Origin of the sequence: Brevibacterium sp. ZH18, assembly GCF_022748595.1 — a bacterium.
GTDB lineage: Bacteria > Actinomycetota > Actinomycetes > Actinomycetales > Brevibacteriaceae > Brevibacterium.
The window spans coordinates 127,411-148,597 of the sequence record NZ_JALDSX010000004.1 but is presented as its reverse complement, the minus strand read 5'-3'; the positions used below and the strand labels follow the sequence as shown (position 1 = coordinate 148,597).

Annotated in this window: 21 protein-coding genes; 12 read left to right on the top strand and 9 right to left on the bottom strand. The window is 62.9% G+C overall.

Annotated elements, in window-relative coordinates; translation table 11 throughout:
• The first annotated feature begins 112 nt into the window (after window positions 1–112).
• Window positions 113–1,066 carry a class A beta-lactamase gene (gene bla, locus MPN20_RS03050; protein WP_242779360.1) on the top strand — a complete coding sequence of 318 codons (954 nt, stop codon included), beginning with the start codon at window positions 113–115 and terminating at the stop codon, window positions 1,064–1,066.
• Window positions 1,067–1,117: 51 nt separating this feature from the next.
• The gene (locus MPN20_RS03045) at window positions 1,118–1,585 is read left to right on the top strand and encodes an SRPBCC family protein (protein ID WP_242779357.1); all 468 of its coding nucleotides are present in this window, start codon (window positions 1,118–1,120) and stop codon (window positions 1,583–1,585) included.
• 88 nt (window positions 1,586–1,673) lie between these two features.
• Here MPN20_RS03045 and MPN20_RS03040 read toward each other — a convergent pair whose 3' ends face one another.
• Window positions 1,674–2,075 (bottom strand): VOC family protein, encoded by a 402-nt coding sequence (locus tag MPN20_RS03040; RefSeq protein WP_242779354.1) that lies wholly within the window; start codon window positions 2,073–2,075, stop codon window positions 1,674–1,676.
• Window positions 2,076–2,220: 145 nt separating this feature from the next.
• Between MPN20_RS03040 and MPN20_RS03035 the strand changes: the two genes are divergently transcribed.
• A complete protein-coding gene (locus MPN20_RS03035; protein ID WP_242779351.1) occupies window positions 2,221–3,285 on the top strand; it encodes a WYL domain-containing protein in 1,065 nt (354 codons plus the stop codon).
• A gap of 83 nt (window positions 3,286–3,368) precedes the next feature.
• The gene (locus MPN20_RS03030) at window positions 3,369–4,142 is read left to right on the top strand and encodes an NAD(P)-binding domain-containing protein (RefSeq protein ID WP_242779348.1); all 774 of its coding nucleotides are present in this window, start codon (window positions 3,369–3,371) and stop codon (window positions 4,140–4,142) included.
• 77 nt (window positions 4,143–4,219) lie between these two features.
• On the opposite strand, the gene MPN20_RS03025 is transcribed toward MPN20_RS03030, so the two are convergent.
• Together MPN20_RS03025 and galE are read right to left on the bottom strand one after the other, a co-directional pair.
• Window positions 4,220–6,013 carry a formate--tetrahydrofolate ligase gene (locus MPN20_RS03025; RefSeq protein ID WP_242779345.1) on the bottom strand — a complete coding sequence of 598 codons (1,794 nt, stop codon included), beginning with the start codon at window positions 6,011–6,013 and terminating at the stop codon, window positions 4,220–4,222.
• Between the two features lie 134 nt (window positions 6,014–6,147).
• Window positions 6,148–7,137 carry a UDP-glucose 4-epimerase GalE gene (gene galE / locus MPN20_RS03020; RefSeq protein ID WP_242779342.1) on the bottom strand — a complete coding sequence of 330 codons (990 nt, stop codon included), beginning with the start codon at window positions 7,135–7,137 and terminating at the stop codon, window positions 6,148–6,150.
• Between the two features lie 434 nt (window positions 7,138–7,571).
• On the opposite strand from galE, the gene MPN20_RS03015 reads away from it, so the two are divergent.
• Window positions 7,572–8,615 (top strand): hypothetical protein, encoded by a 1,044-nt coding sequence (locus MPN20_RS03015; RefSeq protein ID WP_242779339.1) that lies wholly within the window; start codon window positions 7,572–7,574, stop codon window positions 8,613–8,615.
• 6 nt (window positions 8,616–8,621) lie between these two features.
• Here the strand turns inward: MPN20_RS03015 and lhgO are convergent, their stop codons facing one another.
• On the bottom strand, window positions 8,622–9,833 hold the full coding sequence (lhgO, locus tag MPN20_RS03010; RefSeq protein WP_242779336.1) for an L-2-hydroxyglutarate oxidase: 1,212 nt from the start codon (window positions 9,831–9,833) through the stop codon (window positions 8,622–8,624).
• A gap of 116 nt (window positions 9,834–9,949) precedes the next feature.
• Between lhgO and MPN20_RS03005 the strand changes: the two genes are divergently transcribed.
• Window positions 9,950–10,660: a GntR family transcriptional regulator gene (locus tag MPN20_RS03005; RefSeq protein ID WP_242779333.1), complete on the top strand. Its 711-nt coding sequence runs from the start codon at window positions 9,950–9,952 to the stop codon at window positions 10,658–10,660.
• A gap of 303 nt (window positions 10,661–10,963) precedes the next feature.
• Here MPN20_RS03005 and dgt read toward each other — a convergent pair whose 3' ends face one another.
• Window positions 10,964–12,565 (bottom strand): dGTP triphosphohydrolase, encoded by a 1,602-nt coding sequence (gene dgt, locus MPN20_RS03000; protein ID WP_242779331.1) that lies wholly within the window; start codon window positions 12,563–12,565, stop codon window positions 10,964–10,966.
• A gap of 114 nt (window positions 12,566–12,679) precedes the next feature.
• Here dgt and MPN20_RS02995 point away from each other — a divergent pair, with 114 nt between their 5' ends.
• A complete protein-coding gene (locus MPN20_RS02995) occupies window positions 12,680–13,222 on the top strand; it encodes an STM3941 family protein (RefSeq protein WP_069600743.1) in 543 nt (180 codons plus the stop codon).
• An 80-nt stretch (window positions 13,223–13,302) separates the two neighbouring features.
• On the opposite strand, the gene MPN20_RS02990 is transcribed toward MPN20_RS02995, so the two are convergent.
• On the bottom strand, window positions 13,303–13,833 hold the full coding sequence (locus MPN20_RS02990) for a hypothetical protein (protein ID WP_242779328.1): 531 nt from the start codon (window positions 13,831–13,833) through the stop codon (window positions 13,303–13,305).
• A 188-nt stretch (window positions 13,834–14,021) separates the two neighbouring features.
• Between MPN20_RS02990 and MPN20_RS02985 the strand changes: the two genes are divergently transcribed.
• Complete coding sequence (locus MPN20_RS02985; protein ID WP_069600747.1) at window positions 14,022–14,207, top strand: hypothetical protein; 186 nt, start codon at window positions 14,022–14,024, stop codon at window positions 14,205–14,207.
• Window positions 14,208–14,219: 12 nt separating this feature from the next.
• On the opposite strand, the gene MPN20_RS02980 is transcribed toward MPN20_RS02985, so the two are convergent.
• Window positions 14,220–14,909: a peptidyl-tRNA hydrolase gene (locus tag MPN20_RS02980; protein ID WP_242779325.1), complete on the bottom strand. Its 690-nt coding sequence runs from the start codon at window positions 14,907–14,909 to the stop codon at window positions 14,220–14,222.
• Window positions 14,910–15,062: 153 nt separating this feature from the next.
• Here MPN20_RS02980 and MPN20_RS02975 point away from each other — a divergent pair, with 153 nt between their 5' ends.
• From MPN20_RS02975 to MPN20_RS02965, 3 genes are all read left to right on the top strand, one after another.
• Window positions 15,063–15,464 carry a helix-turn-helix domain-containing protein gene (locus MPN20_RS02975; protein WP_242779322.1) on the top strand — a complete coding sequence of 134 codons (402 nt, stop codon included), beginning with the start codon at window positions 15,063–15,065 and terminating at the stop codon, window positions 15,462–15,464.
• Window positions 15,465–15,630: 166 nt separating this feature from the next.
• Window positions 15,631–16,521, top strand: coding sequence for a DUF3039 domain-containing protein (locus MPN20_RS02970; protein WP_242779319.1), 891 nt, complete (start codon window positions 15,631–15,633; stop codon window positions 16,519–16,521).
• A 153-nt stretch (window positions 16,522–16,674) separates the two neighbouring features.
• A complete protein-coding gene (locus MPN20_RS02965; protein ID WP_242779316.1) occupies window positions 16,675–17,805 on the top strand; it encodes an alpha/beta hydrolase fold domain-containing protein in 1,131 nt (376 codons plus the stop codon).
• Here MPN20_RS02965 and madM read toward each other — a convergent pair.
• Window positions 17,786–18,547, bottom strand: coding sequence for a malonate transporter subunit MadM (madM, locus tag MPN20_RS02960; RefSeq protein ID WP_242779313.1), 762 nt, complete (start codon window positions 18,545–18,547; stop codon window positions 17,786–17,788). The two genes, MPN20_RS02965 and madM, sit on opposite strands and share 20 nt — an antisense overlap.
• Window positions 18,547–18,942 carry a malonate transporter subunit MadL gene (madL, locus tag MPN20_RS02955; RefSeq protein ID WP_069600752.1) on the bottom strand — a complete coding sequence of 132 codons (396 nt, stop codon included), beginning with the start codon at window positions 18,940–18,942 and terminating at the stop codon, window positions 18,547–18,549. The genes madM and madL overlap by 1 nt, the downstream gene beginning before the upstream one ends.
• Before the next feature lie 390 nt (window positions 18,943–19,332).
• Here madL and MPN20_RS02950 point away from each other — a divergent pair, with 390 nt between their 5' ends.
• The gene (locus tag MPN20_RS02950; RefSeq protein ID WP_242779310.1) at window positions 19,333–21,117 is read left to right on the top strand and encodes a DEAD/DEAH box helicase; all 1,785 of its coding nucleotides are present in this window, start codon (window positions 19,333–19,335) and stop codon (window positions 21,115–21,117) included.
• Window positions 21,118–21,187 lie beyond the last annotated feature (70 nt).

Here is a 21,187-nt window from a genome sequence, read left to right as displayed (position 1 = left end):
TCTGCAACAGAATCGCACGCGGGCCCACATTCATAGGTATCTGACTGACCGGTTTCGCGATGAGACAATGTGAGTGAGAGATAGCCAGCCGACATCTCTGTCAGGAGCATCGATGAAGCCACAGACCGCCCAGATGCTCGGCGTGATCACCGTGGCAATGATGACGATGGCAGGCTGCACAAATGCTGACGACAGCACCGAGCCGGATCAGCACACTGAGACTTCGACTCCGTCGCCAAGCAACTCAACGACGAGTCCACGGAACGCCACCTCCGCACAGGAAGACATCACGTCCGAGCTGACTGCCATCGAAGACCAGTACGACGCCAGAGTCGGTGTGCATGCGATGGACACAAGTGATGGGTCAACCATCGAGCATCGTTCCGAGGAGCGCTTTGGCTTCGCGTCGACGATCAAGTCCTTGGCCGTGGCCGAACTTCTGGCCAGGACGACTCCAGAGGACCTGGATGAACAGGTGACCTGGACCAAAGAAGATGTCGAGAAGGCCGGCTATGCACCGGTGACGAAGAAGCACCTCGGCGACGGTCTGCCCCTTGAGAAGGTGGCCGAGGCCGCCATCAGGGTCAGCGACAATGCTGCGGCAAATATTGTCTTCGACCACATCGACGGTCCCAAAGGATTGGACTTAGCCCTTGAGGACCTGGGCGATTCGACCACCGAGGTAGTCGATCGTGAGCCGGACCTGAACACCATCGATCCCGGCAAGGCCGACAACATCACGACTCCCGCTGCATTCTCGAACGACCTTGCAGCGCTTCTCGACCCCGACCATCTCTCCGATGAGGATCGCACTGTCCTCATCGACTGGATGAGTGACAACGAGACCGGGGACCCGCTGATCAGGGCGGGCGCACCGGCAGGGTGGAAGGTCGCCGACAAGTCCGGGCACGCCGATGCCCTCCGCAATGACGTCGCCATCGTGTTCCCGCCGAAGAGGGACCCGATCGTCATCGCGATCATGACGGAGAACAACAACCTGAATACCAAATCCGATGCGGCTCTGATCGAAGACACCGCACGTGCTGTGCTCGCTGCGTTTGAGTGACGCGCACAGCAGTTCTCGGCGCTGACCAGCAGAATCGGTAGAGTGGCCAGCATGACCGAGTCTCTGACCTTTTCCGATTCCATCCTGGTCGAAGCCGACCCGGCTACCGTCTATGCGACCGTTGCGGACGTGACCCGAACTGGCGAATGGTCACCGATCTGCCGAGAGTGCTGGTGGGATGAGGGCGACGGACCCCGGGTGGGGGCATGGTTCACCGGGCGCAACGTCACCCCGGATCGCGAGTGGCAGACGCGAAGTCAGGTTGTCGTCGCCGATGAAGGACGTGCCTTCGGATGGAGCGTGGGGCCGGGCCGAGTTCACTGGACATACCGCGTGGAGGAAGCTGAGGGCGGCACGCTGCTCACCGAATCGTGGGAGTTTCTGCCGGAGGGGCAAGCATTCTTCGACGAGAAGTACGGGGACCAAGCCGCTGAGCAGGTCGCCGAACGAACCGCGGCTGCACGGGCCGGCATCCCTGAGACCCTCAGGGCGATTAAGAAGGTCATCGAACAGGCATAGAGCATCTTCACCCAAGGGGCTATGAACGATTGACCTGTTGGGATCTGCACTTTCGCGAAGTAGAGACACTGCATTGGCCCTTGGCAGCTCAGTGCTGGCCTGACCAGTGGGGGCTGTACATGAGTCCGAGTACGTTGCCGAACGGATCGATCACCGAGGCGGTGACGAATTCGGGTCCGCGTGGCGTGACCGGCATGTGCGTCTTCGCACCATGGGCCAGCAGTTCGGCCAACGCGGCCTCGACATCGTCGACGTACCAGTACGTGATCGAGCTGCTTCCAGAAGTTGTCCCTTCTGGCGCATAGGCGCGGTTCATGATCCCCAGCTCGTCCTCGTCCGCCCCGATCCGGAACTCGACGTAGGCGGCGGGGCCCTCTTCCGGCTGCCGAAAATATGGTGCGATCCCAAGAAGGCCCGAGTACCACTCGGTCGCCCCGTCGACGTCCTCTGCGGTGAGGACCATGGTCGTCATTCCCTTGAGTGTGCTCATCGTTCTGCTCCTTCGTGTGTTGTGTCTGGCGCTGTGTGCCCGTTTCGCCGGCTTCGGTCTCGTTCTCGCTGCCGCCGTCGTGCTATTACCACTGTCACAGGCAAAGCGATCATCAAGTGAGCACTTTTGGTGAAATACTTTCACTATGCGTGCAGACAGGCTTCTCGCCCTCGTCTTGTTCCTCCAGTCACGGGGGAAGGTGACCGCTGCCCAAGTTGCCACGGAGCTCGAGGTTTCGCTTGCCACGGCACGTCGCGATCTCGAGGCGCTGTCGTCTGCCGGGATTCCTGTCTCTGTGCAGCCTGGTCGCGGGGGCGGTTGGCGACTCATCGGTGGGGCGAGGACGAACCTCACTGGCCTGTCGAGCCACGAAGCTGGTGCCCTGTTCTGGATGCTCGGCACTGCCGGGCTGTCAGATCCAGCCACCCGGGTCGCGACTCGCAAGCTGATCCGAGCGCTCCCGGAATCGCTCCGCGAAGAAGCGGAGACGTTGGCGACCGCAATCCACTACGACCACACCACCTGGGGCGAGGTTCACAGGGGTAATGATGCGAACCAGGCTGGTGACGCATCCACGACCAATATCGACCACCTCAACGAGGTGCGATCAGCCCTCATCGATCGCAAAGACATTCACATTGACTACGTCCGAGGCAACGGGGTTCGAGCAACGAAGACCGTACAACCCTTGGGTCTCGTGGCAAAAGCCGGGACGTGGTACCTCGTCGCTCGGCTAGCCACAGGGCCCGATGAGCCACGGACCTATCGGGTCGACCGCATTGTCGAAATCAGCAGCATCATCGAAACCAACAGCGGTGATGCCTCCAGCCCGGTTCACGCCGGCACCACGGACGGCGCCGGTCGTAGAATCGCTGATCGTGACCGCTCCGCCTCCGACGATTTCGATCTCATCGCCTATTGGTCGAAGCACGTGAAGCAGGTGGAGGCTCTGCGATCATCTGCCACTGCGACCATTCGCGCTCCGAAGTGGGCGCTCCCGATTCTCACGAACCACTTCGGCAGCTACCTCTCCATAATCTCCAGTGAAGGAGATTTCACCGTCGCCGAGGTGCGGGCGAACCTCAACATCGCCCTGGCCGAGCAGTTGGCCGGGTGGGGTCGGCAGGTCGAAGTCCTCGAACCGCCTGAGCTGCGACGTGAGCTCGCCCGAATCGGAACCGAACTCTCGTCTATGTACTCCGGCGATTGACCGGAAGAGCCGTGGTGATGCTGCCACAATGACGGCAGTATGGGGTAGGAAACTAATCGTATGACGTCACCAGGAGGCCCTACATGACATCCACAATCGGGATCATCGGAGTTGGAGAGATCGCCTCGGCGATCGTCGAAGGCGCCTGTGCCGGAGACGATCAACCGGACTTCTTCCTCTCCCCGCGCAATGCCGAGCGGTCAGCCGCCTTGGCTGCCAAGTTCGACCGCGTCGAGGTCTGTGAGAGCAATCAGGACGTCGTCGATCGCAGTGAGCACCTCATCCTCGCGGTGCTTCCTCAGCAGACCGAGGCTGTACTCGCCGAACTCGACATTCCCGCTGATCGCACGGTCGTCAGCGCGATCGCGGGGGTCTCGGTCGAGGTGCTGTCCCCGCTGCTGCCGCAGAACCCGCCAATTGTCCGGGTCATCCCGCTTCCGCCCGTTCGGGAACGCCGCGGCGTCACCGCGGTCTACCCCACTCATCCCGAAGTTGAGGAGTTCTTCGACATTCTCGGGGGCACCGTCGTTGCAGACACGGAGAGGCTCTTCAGCACACTGTCGGCCACGACCGCGACGATGTCGGCCTACTACGCCTACCTCCAGACGATCGCCGACTGGCTCGTGGGACAGGGATGGGACAGAGCCGATGCCGATCGCATTGTCCGCGTACAGTTCGCCGGACTGGGCAACACCCTTGCCACGACCGACACCTCATTCTCCGACCTGGTCGCCGGCCACGAGACTCCGGGTGGGCTCAACGAGATGCTCCACCGCGAATGGATGAACGAGGACAATCGCGATGCACTGTCGGCCTCGCTCGACCGCGTTTTCGAACGGGTGACCCAAGCGGAGTGATTTCCCGGAACCAAGGAAATCCGCCATCGCCGAGGCTGTTCGTCGTCACCGTCGAACGCTCAGTACCGATCGCAACCTCAGAACAGCCCGGTGATGTTCCCATCTTCGGTGACGTCGATCTTCAGCGCCGAGGGCACCTTGGGCAGGCCGGGCATCGTCATGATGTCGCCGGCGATGACGACGACGAAGCCCGCACCGGCCGAAAGCCGCACATCCTTGACCTCGATGATGTGATCCTTCGGCGCTCCGCGAAGAGTCGCATCGGTGCTCAGGGAGTACTGGGTCTTGGCGATGCAGATCGGCGCGTCCCCGTAGCCTTCATCGGTGAACTGCTTGAGCTTGCGCTTGACCTTCGTCGGCAGATCGACGTCGGCAGCACCATAGATCCGCTGCGCGATCGTACGGATCTTGTCCTCCAACGGACGGTCCAGCTCGTAGCTGTACTTCGCCCGCGGCGACCCTGCAGACGAAGGTCCCGCCGCCGGGGCTTCGGCATCCCCGGAGGCAACGCCTCCGACGAAGAGCGAACCGTCGTCGACGGCAGCTCCAGCATTTCCCGCACCACCGGCAGCCTCGACGACCGCCTCGGCGAGGGCGAGCGCACCCTTGCCGCCATCGGCCCAGTGCGTCGACTCGACCGCCGAAATCCCCAGACTGCGCAGGTGTTTGATCGCGGCGGCCATCTCCTCGTCGGTGTCGGTGGGGAACCGGTTGAAGCACACGACGGGGGTCAGCCCGTAGATGTTCAGCAGGTTGCCGCAGTGGTGCTCGAGGTTGACCATGCCGCGGAGGATCGCCTCGGTGTCGGGCGTCTGCACGTCCTTGACCTCGACTCCACCGTGATACTTCAGGGCCCGCAGGGTGGCGACGACGACCACGGCCGAGGGCCAGATCCCGGCGGCGCGGCACTTGATGTCGAGGAACTTCTCTGCCCCCAGGTCGGCACCGAATCCGGCTTCGGTCACGGTCCAGTCGCCCAAGGTCATCGCGGCCTTCGTCGCGAGCAGGCTGTTGCAGCCGTGGGCGATGTTGGCGAAGGGACCGCCGTGGATGAATGCCGGTGAGTGTTCGAGGCTCTGGACGAGGTTCGGGGCCAGGGCGTTGCGCAGCAGCGCGGTCATGGCCCCGGCCGCTCCGATGTCGGCCACGGTGATCGGCTGACGTGTTCGACTGTGGGCGAGGACGATTCGACCCAGGCGCTCCTTGAGGTCGGTCAACGAGGTGGACAGGCAGAAGACGGCCATAACCTCGCTGGCGACGACGATGTCGAAGGCATCTTCGCGGGGCACTCCCCCGTTGATGCCGCCGAGGCCGACGACGACACCGCGCAGCTCCCGGTCGTTGAGGTCAACGACGCGGCGGATGTGGATGCGCCTGACGTCGATGTCGAGTTCATTGCCGTGGTGGATGTGGTTGTCGAGCATGGTCACGGCGAGGTTGTTCGCCGCGGCGATGGCTGCGAAGTCGCCGGTGAAGTGGAGGTTGATGTCCTCCATCGGTACGACCTGGGCGTATCCGCCGCCGGCAGCTCCGCCCTTCATACCGAAGACCGGGCCCATGCTGGGTTCACGCAGAGCGAGGATGGCTTTGCCAACCTCCGGTTTCGACCGCGCGAGCTCGTTGAGACCATCGGCCAAACCGATGCTCGTCGTGGTCTTGCCCTCACCCGCGGGCGTCGGACTCATGGCGGTGACGAGGATGAGTTTGCCGTCGGTTGCGGACTCGGCGGCGGACTCGAGAACCTCGATCGGCACCTTGGCCTTGGTCCAGCCGTAGGGAATGATGTCCTGCGCGTCCAAACCGAGTCCGGCAGCGACATCGATGATCGAATCGAGCTCGGCGTTGAGCGCAATATCCATATCTGTGGTCATAAGGCCATCATGCCGCTAATGACGCGTTTTGTGACCACCCACACGCGATGAATCTGCACGATGCGCACCGAGTTTCGCACACCGCAACACTGCACCGCAGCAACACCGCAACATCGCAACACCGCAATCGGGGGCTACTCCTCCGGCAGCATCCCGGCAGCTTCGACCGCGCTGCGCACGATCTCGTCGAGGCCGAACTCTGCCTTCCAGCTCAGCAGCGCTGAGATCCGGGAGATATCGGCGACGAGTGCGGGAGGATCTCCTGCACGACGCTCGCCCATTTCGGGCACGATGTTACGACCGGTCGCCTCGGCGATGGCATCGATGACTTCCTTGACCGAGGCTCCGGTCCCCGTCCCCACGTTGAAGACTGTCTCCGAGGTATCCCCGGACTTCATGTAGTCGAGCGCGGCGATGTGCGCCTCGGCCAGGTCCTTGACGTGGACGTAGTCGCGGATGCATGTGCCGTCGGCAGTGTCGTAGTCGTCGCCGAAGATGATCGGGGCCTTGCCTGCGGCCAGACGGCCGAGGACGATCGGGATGAGGTTCATGACGGCGGTGTCGGCAAGCTCGGGCCAGCCGGCTCCGGCGACGTTGAAGTACCGCAGCTTCACCGCGTTGAACGTCGAACCGCGCATCCCCGCCGAGGTGATCGCATTGTCGATCATCCATTCGCCGATGAGTTTGGTCTGGCCGTAGGGATTGATCGGACGGCAGTCGAGGCCCTCGCCCACCATGTCGACGTCGGGCATGCCATAGGTCGCAGCCGAGGAGGAGAAGACGAGTGACTCTATGCCGGTGCGCTCGACGGCGGCAAGGACATTCGTGAGTCCGCCGATGTTCTGGCGGTAGTACATGATGGGCTCTTCGACGGACTCGCCCACCTGCTTCTTCGCGGCGAAGTGAATGATCGAGTCGACTGAGTGCTCTTCGATGGCGGCGACGAGGCGGTCCTCGGCATCGGGCGCGGAAAGGTCGAGATTGACGGTCAGAAGTCCCGACACTCGCGCCTCGATTCCGGTGGACAGGTCATCGACGACGAGCACGTCGTCGCCGCGTTCGGTCAGGAGCCGCACCACGTGCGATCCGATGTAGCCTGCTCCCCCGGTCACCAGAACTGCCATGCGCCGATCTCTCCTTCATATTCGTCCCGCGTCGCCGTTCGCCGTTGGCCGCTAGCCGTTCGCCACTAGCCGTTGGCCGTTGGCCGTTGGCCGCTAGCCGTTCGCCGTCGAATGCGTCGCATCGCGGGCGCTCGGTCAGTTCGTGCGGGGACTGACTGCTTCAGTATTCATCCCAGGATACGTGGTCAACGATGTGTGGTTCGACTCGAATGACCTGGTGTCGATCACACCTCCGACGGGAGTGAACGTGCCGTGTGAAATCGGTCGAAATTCGGCCGCCCCCTGGCCACAGAAGTCCTGCACTGCAACAGTGGGGTCTGTCGTCACCGCACACAGCCGCAGCACGGCACACCACCGCGGCACGGGAGGAAGACCATGACCACCGCTGAGCCGACAGAGGCAATCGACGAGGCAGACGAGGCAGGTCGGGCCACATGCATGTGCTGCTGATCTCCGATCCGGGTCCCCCGAGCCGTCGGGTCGCGTCGATCAGGGACGAGTTCGAGGAGCTGTTGAGACAGGACTTCGACGCCTCAGCCCAGGTGGATTCGTGCACCGAGACCCTCCGTGTGCAGCCGGACCATCAGCTGGAGATGTCGACGCTCGATGCGATCGTCGCCGGCTACCCTGCCGCCGATCTCGTCATTATGCTCACGGACATCGCACGGCACACACAGGGCAAACCCCTCGTCGCCGAGGTGCTTCCCGCCAGACATGTCGCGGTAGTCTCTTGCCCCACCCTGGGTGCGCTGACATCCAGGGGCCGGATGCTGAAGATCTTCATGAGCTGCATCAACCAACTGCTGCCGGACGGCCAATTCGCCCAGAAGCACCGTCTGCCGAGGTGGGGGCAGTGGACGAGCAGCGGCGGTACCGGACGTCGGACCCTGCACGCGCACACTTTCACGGGCGGCCCCCGGCTCGTCTCCGGCATGACTTTGGCCAATGAGCCTCTGCGGATGGCGCCGAAGCTCTCGCGCGCGATGGCTGCGGCCTCTGCCACCGGCGCTTTCGGCATCTTCTACAGTTCGATCTGGCAGATGTCGCATCATCTGTCGACTGCACGTCTGATTTCGATCGGGCTGGTTGCCATCGTGCTCATGGTCTTCTGGCTCATCAGCATCAACAGGCTGTGGGACAAGCCGGTGAACGAACGCCGCACAACGGTCGTCTTCTACTACAACCTGTCCACGGTGCTCACACTTCTCATCTGCGTGGCTGCGCTCTACGTGTGCCTGGTGGTCGGAATCCTCGTGGGCAGCCTGGTCATCATCGACCCTGATTTCATGGCGGAGACCGTCCACCTGTCCCACGCGAGGTTCACGAACTATCTGGACATCGCGTGGCTCAGCGCTGCCATGGGTGTCGTGGCGGGCGCTCTGGGGTCGAGCTTCGACGCCGAGGCCGACGTCAAGAATCTCACCCATCTCCAGCGGCTTCGCTCACGCGTCTACATCGCCGAGGGCGACAAAGACTGAAAGGCCTTATGCTTCGTCGATCTGATCGATGAGGTATTCCGCGATTGCCAGCGCCGAGGTGGCTCCTGGGGAGGGCGCATTCCTGACGAACAGGGTGGCTCCCGCCCGATCGATGACGAAGTCATCGACCAAGGTTCCGTTCCGGTTCATCGCCTGGGCCCGGATTCCGCGGGTGGCACGGTGTCCGTCAGCGCCGGCAAGGGCGGGGACGTAGCGGGCGGCTTCGTCGACGAAGCGTTTGGTTGAGAGCACTCCCCCGATCTCGCGGACTGCTGTGGCCATGTTGCCGGCCGCGAATTTCCAGAATCCCAGGTCGCGGGCAATGGTCAGGGAATCGGCCAGGTCGAAGCCGAGGCCCGTGTAACCATCGCGCGAGAAGGATAGGAAGGCGTTGGGCCCGATCATCACCCCGCCGTCGATGCGTCGGGTCACGTGCACGCCAAGGAACGGATACTTCGGATCGGCCACCGGATAGATGAGGCCGTTGACCACATCATTCAGGCGCGGTTCGAGGATGAAGTACTGGCCGAAGAACGGCACCACGGAGGGGTTCTTGTCCTCGCCGGAGCGCGCTGCCAAGCGGTCGGCTTCGAGTCCGGCGCAGGTGATGACGTGGTCGTATTCCTGAGTGTCGAACTCTGACTGCACGAGGGCAGTGGTCCCCTCAGGTGTGGTTCGCGGGATGATGCGCCTGACTGCGGTGGAGAACCGGACGCGGCCCCCGCCTCGGCGGAAGTCGACGACGAGGGCGTCGGTGAGTCCGGGGTAGTCGATGATCGCGGTGTGGGGCGAGTGGAGGGCGGCCACGCCCACTGCGTTGGGTTCGACGGCTTCGAGGCCGGCGCGGTCGAGGAGCGCGACATCGGGGACGCCGTTGGCGAGGCTGCGGGCGTGGATGTTCTGCAGACGCTCGGCTTCGACGTCGTTGGTGGCGATGACGACCTTGCCGCATTCGTCGAAGGCGACCTCATGCTCGCGGGCGAAGTCGAGGAGGAGGGAGACGCCACGGCGACAGAGTTGGGCCTTCAGACTGCCGGGTTCGTAGTAGAGGCCGGCATGGACGACGCCGGAGTTGTGTCCAGTCTGGTGGGAGGCGGGTCGGGGTTCCTTCTCGAAGAGGGTGACAACGGCGTCGTCGTGGCGGGCGACGAGCTCCCGGGCCACGGCTGCCCCGATGATGCCTGCTCCGATGACGGCGAACCGCTTCTTCGCACCCATGCTCAACTCCCTTGTCGTCTGCTGCGGATGTGATGATCCTATTTTGCTTGCATGCAACATGCAATGAGATTCCGCCAATCAGCCGAAAGTCGCACTATCGTGGCAGAATCTTCGATATGCCGATCGTCAATCGCGGGCCAACGCTGACTCAGCAGGCCACCGAGCGCCTGCGCCAGGCCATTGTGTCCGGTGAGCTGCCGGCTGGCAGTTTGCATTCGGCGTCGAGTCTGGGTACGTGGCTGGGAGTGTCGCGGACTCCGATCCGGGAGGCCACGGCCGAACTCGCACGGCTCGGGCTTGTCGCGATTGAGCCCAATCATGGGATTCGCGTCGTTGAGACCGATCTCGAGTCACTCATCGAAGGATTCGAGCTGCGTCTCATCGTCGAGGTTCCCCTCGCCCGCAAGGCGGCGCTGAGCTCGGACGACGGTGCACGTGAGACGCTTCGCGCCCGGTTCGACGACTTCCGCAGGGCTGCGGAATCCAATGCCGCCGAGGCGACTCTTCGTGCCGACCGCGACTTCCATACCGCTGTGCTCGAGATGGCGGGAAACCTTCGCGCTTCGGAGGTGCTGCGGGAACAGCGCAACATCGTCCTGCAGTCCGGGGTGGGAACGGTCCCAAGTTCAAGGTCGTGCCAGGAGTGCTTCGACGATCACGTCGACCTCTTCGAAGCGATCATGGCTCGCGACTCTGCTGGTGCCGCAGCGGCTATGCATCGCCACATCCTCAATACCGCGACGATACTCGTCAACCAGGAGACGAAGGCGCGCCCGGAGTTCGGCGAGCACGACATCCGCTCCCGCTTCGCCTGGCTCTCCGAGTGAGCTACCCTCGCGTCAGCTGAGCCACCTTCCGCGGACAGGTGCCGACGGCGCTCTGACCATGGCCGGCTTCGCAGCACTGCTCATCGCAGGTGGCGCAGCGGTGGTCCTCGCGACTCGCCGCTACCGCGCCTCGGTGCTTACCTGCCGAGGCTCGGTTTACAGGCAGGTTCGACTCTGTTTACGGACGAGACACCTGTTTGCAGACAGACGTCTCGTCCGTAAACAGAGGCATCTGCGCGAAACCCGAGCCGCACCGGGCGTTGGTGTCACCCCACAGCCTCAGCCCCACAAGCGGAGCCGCGCTCACAGCCCGCGCCCGGCCTCCCAGGGTTCTTCGGCGGAGCCGGTGATCAGCGCATTGACCGACATGGCCTGAGCATCGGTGAACGACGCAATATAGTCGACGACTGCCCGAGCCCGCCCCAGCCGCATGATGGCGTCGGGCCCCTGATCGCGCAGTGCCTCGGGATCCCTGTCAAACAGGTCCTGGTACTCCTGGGTGGTAGCCTCGACGGAATCCAACAGACGTCGCGGGATTCGGGTCGCCTCATCGGGATCCAGCAGCCACTCGTGGAAGCCCTCCACCAGCGAGGCGATGATCCGCGTCTGCCCGCGCTGATAGACGGCCAGGTCAGAGCGCTCGAGGACGAAATGCGAGTGAACGAACTTGAGCACCATCACGTCGTGCCACGCGTCATCTCTCATGCGCACATGCCCGCTGCGCACGTGAGGGTCGGGGTCGACGACGATCGAGGCCTGAAGCCGGTCGAGCCACCGCCTGGTGAACGCCGTGACCGCCCGGTCCGCTTCCAGTCCCCCGTCATAAGGCACGGCCAGCAGACCTTCGACGAGGTCCCGATTCACCCGGTCCACCGACTCCCGAAACGCATCCTCGTTCGCGATCCACGGATCCTTCTCCTGGGCATGGCGCCACATCGCCTCGAGGGCGTGACCGGGCCGTCGCCGATCGAGCTCCGTGTCATGCAGCGCCGCCAACTCCCGACACTGCAAGAGCCACCGGCCCATCTCCGCCGAAACACTCGTGTACTGCAGAACGTTCGACCGGTAGAAGTCGTCAAGATCGTGCACAGCGTAGGCAATGTCATCGGCGACATCCATGACCGCGCACTCGAGCGTCTGCTGATTGCGACCGATCGCCGGATACGCGGAGAGCGCGTCGTACATCTCGTCGACTTCCGTCGTATACGCGGAGAACTTCATCGCCCCATCAGCCAGCTCATCACCGATCCCCCGCGGCATCTCTGCGGCGTCCAGTCGATGCTGCGAGGCCCAATCGCTGCGCGCCCACGGATACTTCAGCACCGCAGCCCTGACCGCCCGCGTCAGGTTGAGACCGCGCGCCGTGGCATCGCAGCTGTCGAGTGCCGTGAGGATGCGGAACGTCTGCGCGTTCCCCTCGAATCCGTCGTCGAGGCGCAGCACCGTCCTGGCCACACGATCGAGTTCCTTCTCGCCGAGGTGGCCGAACGGCGGGTGCCCGAGATCGTGGGCTGCCGCGGCAGCTTGGACCACAACCGGATCACACCCGCCGAGGTCGTCGATGCGACCGCGTGTGCCTTCGTCCGAATTGTTCAGGCTGATGGCAATCGAGCGGGCGACCGCTGAGACCTTGAGCGAGTGCGTGAGCCGGTTGTGGATGACCGTACCCGAACCCGCCTGTGGGATGACCTGCGTGACCGAGGCCAGACGAGAGAAGAACGGAGAGAAGCGGATCCGTTCGATATCGACACGGAACTCGTCCTCGTCCGGTGGACCCGCCTCAGCGAAATCGCGGATGCGACGGCTGTCGATCTGGCTGTCCCGGACGGCACCTTCTTCGACGGCACTGACGCCAGTGTCTGCGCTGCGACTGTCATCGGGCCGGAATTTCGCATGCTCGCTCATGATGGACTCAAGCCTACAGAGGTCGGCACCAGTTGGGAGGGTCTTGGAGACGCTTTGATACAGTGAACCGTTCTGCCCTACCGGCGACCTACGAGACACAGGAGACCTGACCCAATGGTCACACCGAAGAAAGACATCGACGCTTGGGCGGCGACTCTTACACGCGGCGAATCCGTTCCGTTCACCTTCTCCCGCGGTAAGACCATCGGACTCATCATCGTCTGTCTGATCTTCGTGCTCATCGGCCTCGGCATGGCCTTCAGCGGCAGCATCCTGTGGATGATCCTCGGCTGGATCGCGGTCGTCTTCTTCCTCCTCGGCCTCATCGTCATGGTCCGCAGGCTCTTCACCCCCAGGCCCGCGCTGACGGTCTCCCCCGACGGCATCACCATGAAGACAGCCAAGGCCGGAGTCGTTCCCTGGCCCCAGATCCTCGACATCCGCCCGGTGAAGCAGAACTCGAATGTGTTCATCGAATTGGTCATCACCAAGCCAGAGGCCGATCGTCAGGCGGCCGCTGGCCTCGGCGTGGCCACGCAGGCAACGGAAGACGGAGACACGCAGTACGTGCTGTGGGCACCGAACGGTCTCGCCGCAAGAAAACCTGAGCTCTGCTACTGGCTCGACCAGGAGCGCGAAGCACGCGCCACCGTGTGACATCGACAGATATGAGAGAACGGCCTGCTTTCGAGCGGGCCGTTCTTTTCATCTCCTGGGCAACAGCAGCGGGCAGTCGGTTACGGCCTGCCCACGCGTTTGAACGTATTGCGTCCCGTGAATAGCAGCCACACGCCGACGACGACCATGACCACACTGGCGATCCCGACGACGATGTCGCTGGTGCTCGTGACCCCGCCGGCATCCGCCAGCTCCGAACCAACGCCGACGGTGAGTGCCAGGCCGAACAACGCCAGCCCACCGCTGGCGATCCTCAGCATGAGAGCACTCCGACCGACGACGAGGAAGACCACATACATGCTGAGGAGGATCAGGGCTCCACAGCCGGCGAGAAGCTTGAAGAGTTCCTGGTCAGGGTCATCGTGGAGGGGTGGCGTGGCCTCGGTGATGCTCACAGGTTCGAAGTCTCGCTGCTTCTGCAAGCGTTTGAGTCGCTGCCCGTGTCGGATATTGACGGCGATCGCGAAGATCGGCCACGCGACGAGAAGGAGGAATCCGAGCACTCCAATGCCCAGCCCGAAGCCGGGCATGACGTCCATCAGTGCTCCGCCTGCGACGATGAGGATGCCGCCGGGGAAGAGCAAGCTCACAATGTGGCCTTTGAATGTCACCCTGCCACCACGACCCTTTCGTCACGTCGACCACCTGCCTGCGGCCTCGCACAATAGTAGCCGCTGCCTGTCTCGACGGCGCCTGACGTGGCCTGGACTCGACTCCAGACCCTTGAGACTGGCATCACACAGGCGTACCGTCATAGGCACTACAGGAGGTGAGTCCAATGAGTGGAGTCAACGAAGATTTCTATCAGCCCTCAACCCATCCCGGCGACATCATCGAGGTCTGGGACGAAGAGGCCGGTGAGATGGTCAAGCACAAGATCGTTCTCGACGAGTTCGGCAACGGCACGAAGACCCGGCCTCTCTACGACGATGAGAACGACGAGGTCGTCACCACGAACGACTGAGCCTGTCCTTCGTCACCACCACGCGCGCACGGTCTCTGTCGGGCCGTCGACCTCGGTGAAGCCGGCATCGATAACGCTGACGGGCCGATCATTCGCGGCCCATGACGCCTTCGTCGGTGTCACCACGCGGAGGCTGAATTGCGATTCTCGCCACCGGTCGCGAACCTCGGCGGACATCTGCTCAAAAGCCAGCTGTGCGCCGTGACCGCACTGGGCTGCGGCTTTCCCTGTCGTGAGCTCCACCAACGGTGAGAGCTCGATGGTCACGACCGCCTCGGCGTCCGGCACGGAACTCACACCATCGTCAGGGAACTCGGTCCCTCCCACCTGCAGCTTCTTCAGCTCCTTCGGCAGCGGCTCGACGGGTCCGGGAGGGAACACGAGCGCCTCGGCGGGGCCGTATTCGTCGGTGCCGCCGAAAGCCACGGACACGCAGCCCAGGGCACGTGCATCATCGAATTTCTGACCGTCGCCTCGGCGGACGACCTTGCGGATTGCTCCATCGCGCCAATACTCGACGGCCTCGTGCCACTCCCCTTCCGGGCGCGTGCGCGGGTCGTCGAGGAAGGTCACGACGGCCCGAGTGGTGGCTTCGAGGACATCGATGTGTCGGGCGATGTTCGTCTTCGAACGACGGACGACGATCGGCAGCGACCACGGGACCTCATGGTCGTACTCGTGTCTGCGCATGTGCTCGGCCATAGTCGTCATGATAGCTGGGCCGTACTAAAGTTGTCGCGCGTCGAGGGAACTCGCATTGACCGTTCCACATCTATGTCAGTAGAATCATTTGTGACATCTGCTGGTTGAAGGCGCGCCTTGACCGACACCTCGATGCCACTAAGGAGAACCGCCATGCCGACTATTGATGTCTCTCAGATCCCGCATTCAGAGGTCGAAGCGCTCAGCCAGTTTGTTCATTCCACTTCCGGGCCAGAATTGCGTGACCTCATCGACAGCCTTGTCGATTGTGTACGCGATGGTGCGACCGAGGTCTCCCTCAGTGCGGAAACCGCCGATCTGACACCCAATCAGGCAGCCACCCGTCTCGGCATGAGTCGCACTCACCTGTACAAGCTTCTTGACAGTGGCGAAATCATCTTCCATAGAGTCGGTCGAGACCGTCGCATACGCATTATCGACCTCGCCAAGTTCGAGGCCCAACGCCAACGCGACCGTCGCGAACTGGCCGAGACGTTTGCGCGCCAGCCGCAGACGAAAAGCGGAGCCATCGGAGAGATCGCCGATCTCCTGTGATTCATATGTCTGCAACGTCGACACCTACAGGCACAATAGGCGCATGAGCCACAGCAGACGATCTCGGCCAACTCTGCGCCTCCTGAAGACGGACCTGCATTCAGGATGGTCGTCACCTCGGCCGCAGAGGATGCTTGGCGAGGATCGACTCGAAGAGTTGCATCCATTGAGCGAGCTCCCTCACCCCATCGTTGCCAAGGCGGCAGAGTCGTTTGGCGGCGAGGTGGAGACCGACAGCAGTCAAGGACTCATTAAAGCCAGCGATAAAGTTCCGCTCTTCGAGATCAAGATACAGCAATGGCGGGGTGCCGTATGGGTAGACCCGTCGTCCGATGTCCATTGGCTCATCAAAGCGGGACTAGCAAAAGGTGATCACAAAGACTCTGATGACTTCTATCAACAGATTGAACGGGCCGCAGCGGCAGACGGGATCAGCAATTGGTTTCCTACTGACGTTGACTTCCGCCTTCTTAGACAAGAGACGGCCGCAAGAATATTGACCGATTGGGAACTTGGCATCCAACGTGACATTCAGGTTGGTTTCGAAAGTGTCGAGCGAGGCGGAAGCACAGCCATCCAGGTAGGACACCCGGTCAAGCATGCGGTCCAACTCACCCGGCTCACGATTGAAATGACCGAGGTGCGGGAAGACGGTTATGAAGCCGACGAAATTCTCGTCGAGTTCACGACCGACAGCCGATATAAGTCATCCGATCTCGAATGGCAGGCGATCATCCGTGCGCTCATATCACTTCATCCACCGTCCCAAACATGGGACCGATATCGCGATCAGTTCAGCACAATCGCTCTTCCCGAAGCATGGGGTGAACGAGTTGCAATACTTGCCGCGCTCAATGAACGTGGAGAGTTAGCCGAGTCCGAGCCCGGTATGCACAGGCACTATTCTCATCGGAACCACCTTGCAGGAAGCACTGTCAATGGGACAGGCGTCCGAGCTCTGTGCGGAGTGTTCCTGGTTTCATATCAGGACCATGTGCCCTTGCCTCTGTGCCCGGAGTGCGAACGTCGATGGAGCCAACTGCCGACCTCGCATTGATCGACTTGGTTTCCGTCCCTCGTGCAGCAGTCTCGTCGGATGAGCCAACACGATCGGATCCCACCGACCGGTCCGATACAGACGAGCACTCGCACCGCCGGTAAACTGCCAATCGCGAGCACCCGTCGACGAAAGCAGTACATCATTACCGGAATGACCACCTACGACCATCTGACTTCGGCCCTTTTGGATTCGATCCCACACGATATCGTCAACGCGATGTCCGCCCAGATGAGAGACGTGCTCGCAGTTCAGGCAACCCGCGCAGAGTTCTGTCGTCGAGCCGCGGAAGAGGCCGGCCGAGCAGCACCTGAGCCTGCCAACGTGCCCGAGTCCGATCGCGACCAGACTGCCAAGAGCCCTCAAACGCCGGTCCGTTTCGTCGAGTCCCGTGCGGAGTACCGTGCCGAACGTTCCTATTGGAACGAGGGCGGGCCGACGATGGTCCGCACTATCGATGACACGATCACTGCAGCCGGAGTCGAGGTGCCCGTGAGGTTCCACTTCCCCAGCACCGAGGCGGTCCTGCCGGGAATCGTGTTCCTGCACGGGGGCGGATTCACCGTCGGCGATCTTGACACGCACGACCGGATTATGCGCGTCATCGCCGAGTCCAGTGGTGCTGCCGTCATCGGAGTCGACTATTCGCTCTCCCCTGAGGTGAAGTTCCCGCAGGCTCTGTACGAGAGTGCCGGCGTCATCGACCATCTTGTTCGTCGCGGTCAGGACTTCGGCATCGATGGTTCTCGTCTCGCGATTGCCGGAGACTCGGCCGGGAGCATGCTCACTATCGGCGCGACTCTGCTGCTGCGCGATGACCCTGCCAGCGTCGGTGCCCACCCCGAGACCTTCTCAGCGCTGAGGGCCCTGATGGCGTTCTACGGAGGTCACGGACTCAGCGATTCGGCCAGTCGTCGGATCTTTGGCGGCAGTTGGGACGGCATGGGCACCTACGACCTGGGAAGCATCATGTCCGATTACTTCGCCTCAGCCGACGACACCGAATCCCCCTTCTGTCACCACCTCGGCGCCGACCTCACTGGCCTGCCGCCGGTCTTCGTCGCCGCAGCAGGGCTCGATCCGCTGCGCGATGACGCTCGCGCCTTGGCGATTCGACTGCGTCGAGCCGACAATGACTTCGCCTACGAGGAGTACCCACACGTGCTGCACTCGTTCCTGCATTTCGGCCGCATCCTCGACGACGCCACGGACGTGCTGACCAAGGCTGCAGCATTCGCAGCCGAACACCTCACTCGATGCGTTCTCAGCCGACGAGAGCCTTGACTGCGAAGAACAGCACCGAGGGTGCCATGAGCAGTCCGAGCCCGGTGTAGAACGTCGAGGTCATCGCACCGTAGGGAACGAGCCGTTTGTCCGTGGCGGCCAGCCCCGCTGTGACTCCGCTGGTTGTGCCCAGCAGACCGCCGAAGACGATGGCCGAGCGCGGATTGTTCAGGCCGATGTATTTGGCGACGAAGGGGGTGACGACCATGGTCAGCACCGACTTCACGAGGCCGGCTCCGACACTGAGCGCGATCACTCCGCTGCCGGCACCGAGTGCCGCACCGGTGACCGGTCCCACGATGTAGGTGGCGGTACCTGCGCCGATGGTCGTCAGATCGATGGGATCGCGATAGCCGAAGAACCACGCGATGACAGCGCCGATGACGAATGACAGGACGACGCCGAGGACGAGCGCGATGATTCCACCCAGACCCGACTTCTTCATCTCATCGAAGCTGGCGCCGAAGCCCGTGGCTACGATCGCCAGGTTGATGAGCATGCCACCGCCCATGAGCCCGATGCCGGAGAACAGACTGATGTCAGCCAGACCGTCTTCGCCGCCCGTGGCGACACCACCGACGTAGGCGAGGACCAGGCCTAGAATGATCGCGATCGCTGAAGCTTGGAACTTCCCCCGAGTGAGGAATTTCGAGATGAGGATGGCGACTCCCATGACGAGTCCGACCAGGGCGAAGGCGACGACGAGGTCGTTGTCTTTCACAGTGGCGATCAGTGCGTCCATCACTTCACCTCGGCGAATTCTTCGACCGGCTCGTCAACGCCCGGAGTCTTCACGCGGCTGAGCACCGGCACCAGCGCGAAGCTGATGATCACTGCTGCGACTCCGGCCACAAGCGCTACAGGCCCTGCTGTGACTGCGCCGACGACATTCTGCGTCGCAGCCATCGCGACGACGATCGGAATGTACATGCCCGACCAGAATGAGATTCCCGACGAGGTCTCCGGCTTGAGCCGGCCTGTGCGAGCAAGAAGATTCGTCGACAGGATGAGCAGAAGCATTGCGATGCCCACACCCCCGACGTTCGCATCAACACCGAGTACGTCACCCAGCAGAGTGCCGATCCACGTACCGACCAGCAAACTGCCGGACAACAGGGCGACGCCCAGAATAATCACTACAAAGACTCCACTATTCGACTGTGCTTCGCCCTCCCGGGCGCGGACCTCGCACAGCCTATACGACGAGGTCAGACTGGCCATACCGAGGTCGTCGCATGAGACATATGAGCCACCACCTCTACGCCGTGACATCCCATGCAACCGACCCCACCCCACCAGCGGAATCGTGTTCAACCCCCTGTGCCATGTATGCTGGACATACCTGCGAACCCGTCTTCGGGTTCCCTGCGTCGTCAGTACGCCTCGTCTCTGCAGCCGTGAATTTTTCCCGGCCCATGATTCCGAAGCCGTTTCCTCTCGGCGATCGAGAGCGCCATACGGCGTTCCCACACCTTGACCGGAACCGGCTCCCCGTCACCACTCGGTGGCAATCCTGAGCTCTCCGGCATGTCGAAGGGCACTTTTATCACTCCCCCACAGAACTCCACCACCACTCGCGAACACAGCACCACTCGCGACTCCAGCTCCACCCGCGATCAGAACTCCAGTCGTTCCTCCTCCAATCGGAGAAGACGACCATCTCAGCCGAATACCGAGCACGCTGAGCCGACACAGGCCGCACCGGTCAAGGCTGAAGCCGCTCCCGTCTCCTTCGCTGAGCTGGGCGTTCCCGCTCCGCTGGTCGACTACCTGCGCAAGGAAGGCAAGACCGAAGCCTTCCCGATCCAGCAGGACACTCTGCCTGACACCCTCGGCGGACGCGACGTGCTGGGCCGCGGAAAGACCGGCTCCGGCAAGACCCTCGCCTTCTCGCTTCCCATGGTCGCCCGCCTCGCGGAGACCACACCGGGTGGCCCGCAGAAGAACCGTCGTCCTCGGGGACTCATCCTGGCACCGACGCGTGAACTCGCGACTCAGATCACGAATGTCATCGATCCGCTGGCTCAGGCCTACCGGATGAAGACCACGACGATCTTCGGCGGCGTGAAGCAGCGCAGCCAGGAGATCGCACTTCGGGCCGGAGTCGACATCATCGTCGCCTGCCCCGGCCGCCTCGAGGACCTGCTCCAGCAGGGACTCGTCACCCTCGACGACATCGAGATCACCGTTCTCGACGAAGCCGACCACATGGCTGACATGGGCTTCCTGCCCAGCGTCACTCGCATCCTCGCCCGGACTCCGGAGAACGGCCAGCGGATGTTCTTCTCCGCCACGTTGGACAACGATGTGAACAAGCTGGTCCGCCGCTTCCTCCACAACGAGGTCCTCCACTCCGTTGACGATCCGTCCTCGCACGTCTCCGCCATGACGCACCACCTCTTCGAGGTAGCCGACGGCGACAAGAACGAGCTGGTCCACAAAATCGCCTCCGGCACCGGACGCCGCATCCTCTTCACCCGCACCAAGCACCGCGCAAAGCGCTTCGCCCGACAGCTCACGGCCCAGGGGATTCCGGCCGTCGACCTGCACGGCAACCTGTCGCAGGGCGCCCGCGATCGCAACCTCACAGCGTTCAGCGAAGGCGACGTGCGCGTTCTCGTCGCCACCGACGTCGCCGCCCGCGGCGTCCACGTCGATTCCGTCGAACTCGTGGTCCACGTCGATCCCCCAACCGAGCACAAGGCCTACCTGCACCGTTCGGGCCGCACCGCCCGTGCTGGCAGCTCCGGCGCAGTCGTCACCATCATGGTGCCCGAAGAGCGCAAGGACACACTGACTCTGCTACGCAAGGCCGCCATCACGGTGAAGCCGCAGCGAGTCACGGCAGAATCCCCCGAGGTTGCCGCACTGGTTGGCGACATCGCTGACTTCATCGCACCACAGCCCAAAGAGACGAAGGAACAGCCAACGCAGTCCTCAAGCCGCAAGCGCGCACCGCGCAGGCGCCGCGGCGGCGGTGGCGAGAGTGCCCATTCCGGTCAGCAGGGCGGTCGCTCGGCAGCGAAGTCCCAGGATGGCCGTTCCTCGTCCGGTTCTCAGGGTGGTCGCCGCAGCGAGAGCTCGCAGGGTGGTCGCAAACCGGCGAGCGCTCAGGGCAATCGTCGCAACGAGAACTCGCGCAGCAGCCGCGCACCGGGCAGCGCCCAGGGCGGCCGTCGCGGCGAGGGCTCTCGCACCAACAGCAGTCGTCAGGGTTCCGATTCTCGCGGCACCAGCCCCGAGAGCCGTCAGCGCAACCGCAGCCGAGGCGGCGCGGGAGGCTCACGTACGGTCTACTCGACCAACAGCTGAGCTCAGTAAGTAATGGTCGGGCCCGAGGTGGATCACTCCACCTCGGGCCCGATCTTTGTTTCAGCTTGTC

Excerpts from the sequence above, each read along its gene's own strand:
- bla (WP_242779360.1), top strand. The coding sequence starts at position 113 with ATGAAGCCACAGACCGCCCAGATGCTCGGCGTGATCACCGTGGCAATG.
- MPN20_RS03045 (WP_242779357.1), top strand. The coding sequence starts at position 1,118 with ATGACCGAGTCTCTGACCTTTTCCGATTCCATCCTGGTCGAAGCCGAC.
- MPN20_RS03040 (WP_242779354.1), bottom strand. The coding sequence starts at position 2,075 with ATGAGCACACTCAAGGGAATGACGACCATGGTCCTCACCGCAGAGGAC.
- MPN20_RS03035 (WP_242779351.1), top strand. The coding sequence starts at position 2,221 with ATGCGTGCAGACAGGCTTCTCGCCCTCGTCTTGTTCCTCCAGTCACGG.
- MPN20_RS03030 (WP_242779348.1), top strand. The coding sequence starts at position 3,369 with ATGACATCCACAATCGGGATCATCGGAGTTGGAGAGATCGCCTCGGCG.
- MPN20_RS03025 (WP_242779345.1), bottom strand. The coding sequence starts at position 6,013 with ATGACCACAGATATGGATATTGCGCTCAACGCCGAGCTCGATTCGATC.
- galE (WP_242779342.1), bottom strand. The coding sequence starts at position 7,137 with ATGGCAGTTCTGGTGACCGGGGGAGCAGGCTACATCGGATCGCACGTG.
- MPN20_RS03015 (WP_242779339.1), top strand. The coding sequence starts at position 7,572 with ATGCATGTGCTGCTGATCTCCGATCCGGGTCCCCCGAGCCGTCGGGTC.
- lhgO (WP_242779336.1), bottom strand. The coding sequence starts at position 9,833 with ATGGGTGCGAAGAAGCGGTTCGCCGTCATCGGAGCAGGCATCATCGGG.
- MPN20_RS03005 (WP_242779333.1), top strand. The coding sequence starts at position 9,950 with ATGCCGATCGTCAATCGCGGGCCAACGCTGACTCAGCAGGCCACCGAG.
- dgt (WP_242779331.1), bottom strand. The coding sequence starts at position 12,565 with ATGAGCGAGCATGCGAAATTCCGGCCCGATGACAGTCGCAGCGCAGAC.
- MPN20_RS02995 (WP_069600743.1), top strand. The coding sequence starts at position 12,680 with ATGGTCACACCGAAGAAAGACATCGACGCTTGGGCGGCGACTCTTACA.
- MPN20_RS02985 (WP_069600747.1), top strand. The coding sequence starts at position 14,022 with ATGAGTGGAGTCAACGAAGATTTCTATCAGCCCTCAACCCATCCCGGC.
- MPN20_RS02980 (WP_242779325.1), bottom strand. The coding sequence starts at position 14,909 with ATGGCCGAGCACATGCGCAGACACGAGTACGACCATGAGGTCCCGTGG.
- MPN20_RS02975 (WP_242779322.1), top strand. The coding sequence starts at position 15,063 with ATGCCGACTATTGATGTCTCTCAGATCCCGCATTCAGAGGTCGAAGCG.
- MPN20_RS02965 (WP_242779316.1), top strand. The coding sequence starts at position 16,675 with ATGACCACCTACGACCATCTGACTTCGGCCCTTTTGGATTCGATCCCA.
- madM (WP_242779313.1), bottom strand. The coding sequence starts at position 18,547 with ATGGACGCACTGATCGCCACTGTGAAAGACAACGACCTCGTCGTCGCC.
- MPN20_RS02950 (WP_242779310.1), top strand. The coding sequence starts at position 19,333 with ATGTCGAAGGGCACTTTTATCACTCCCCCACAGAACTCCACCACCACT.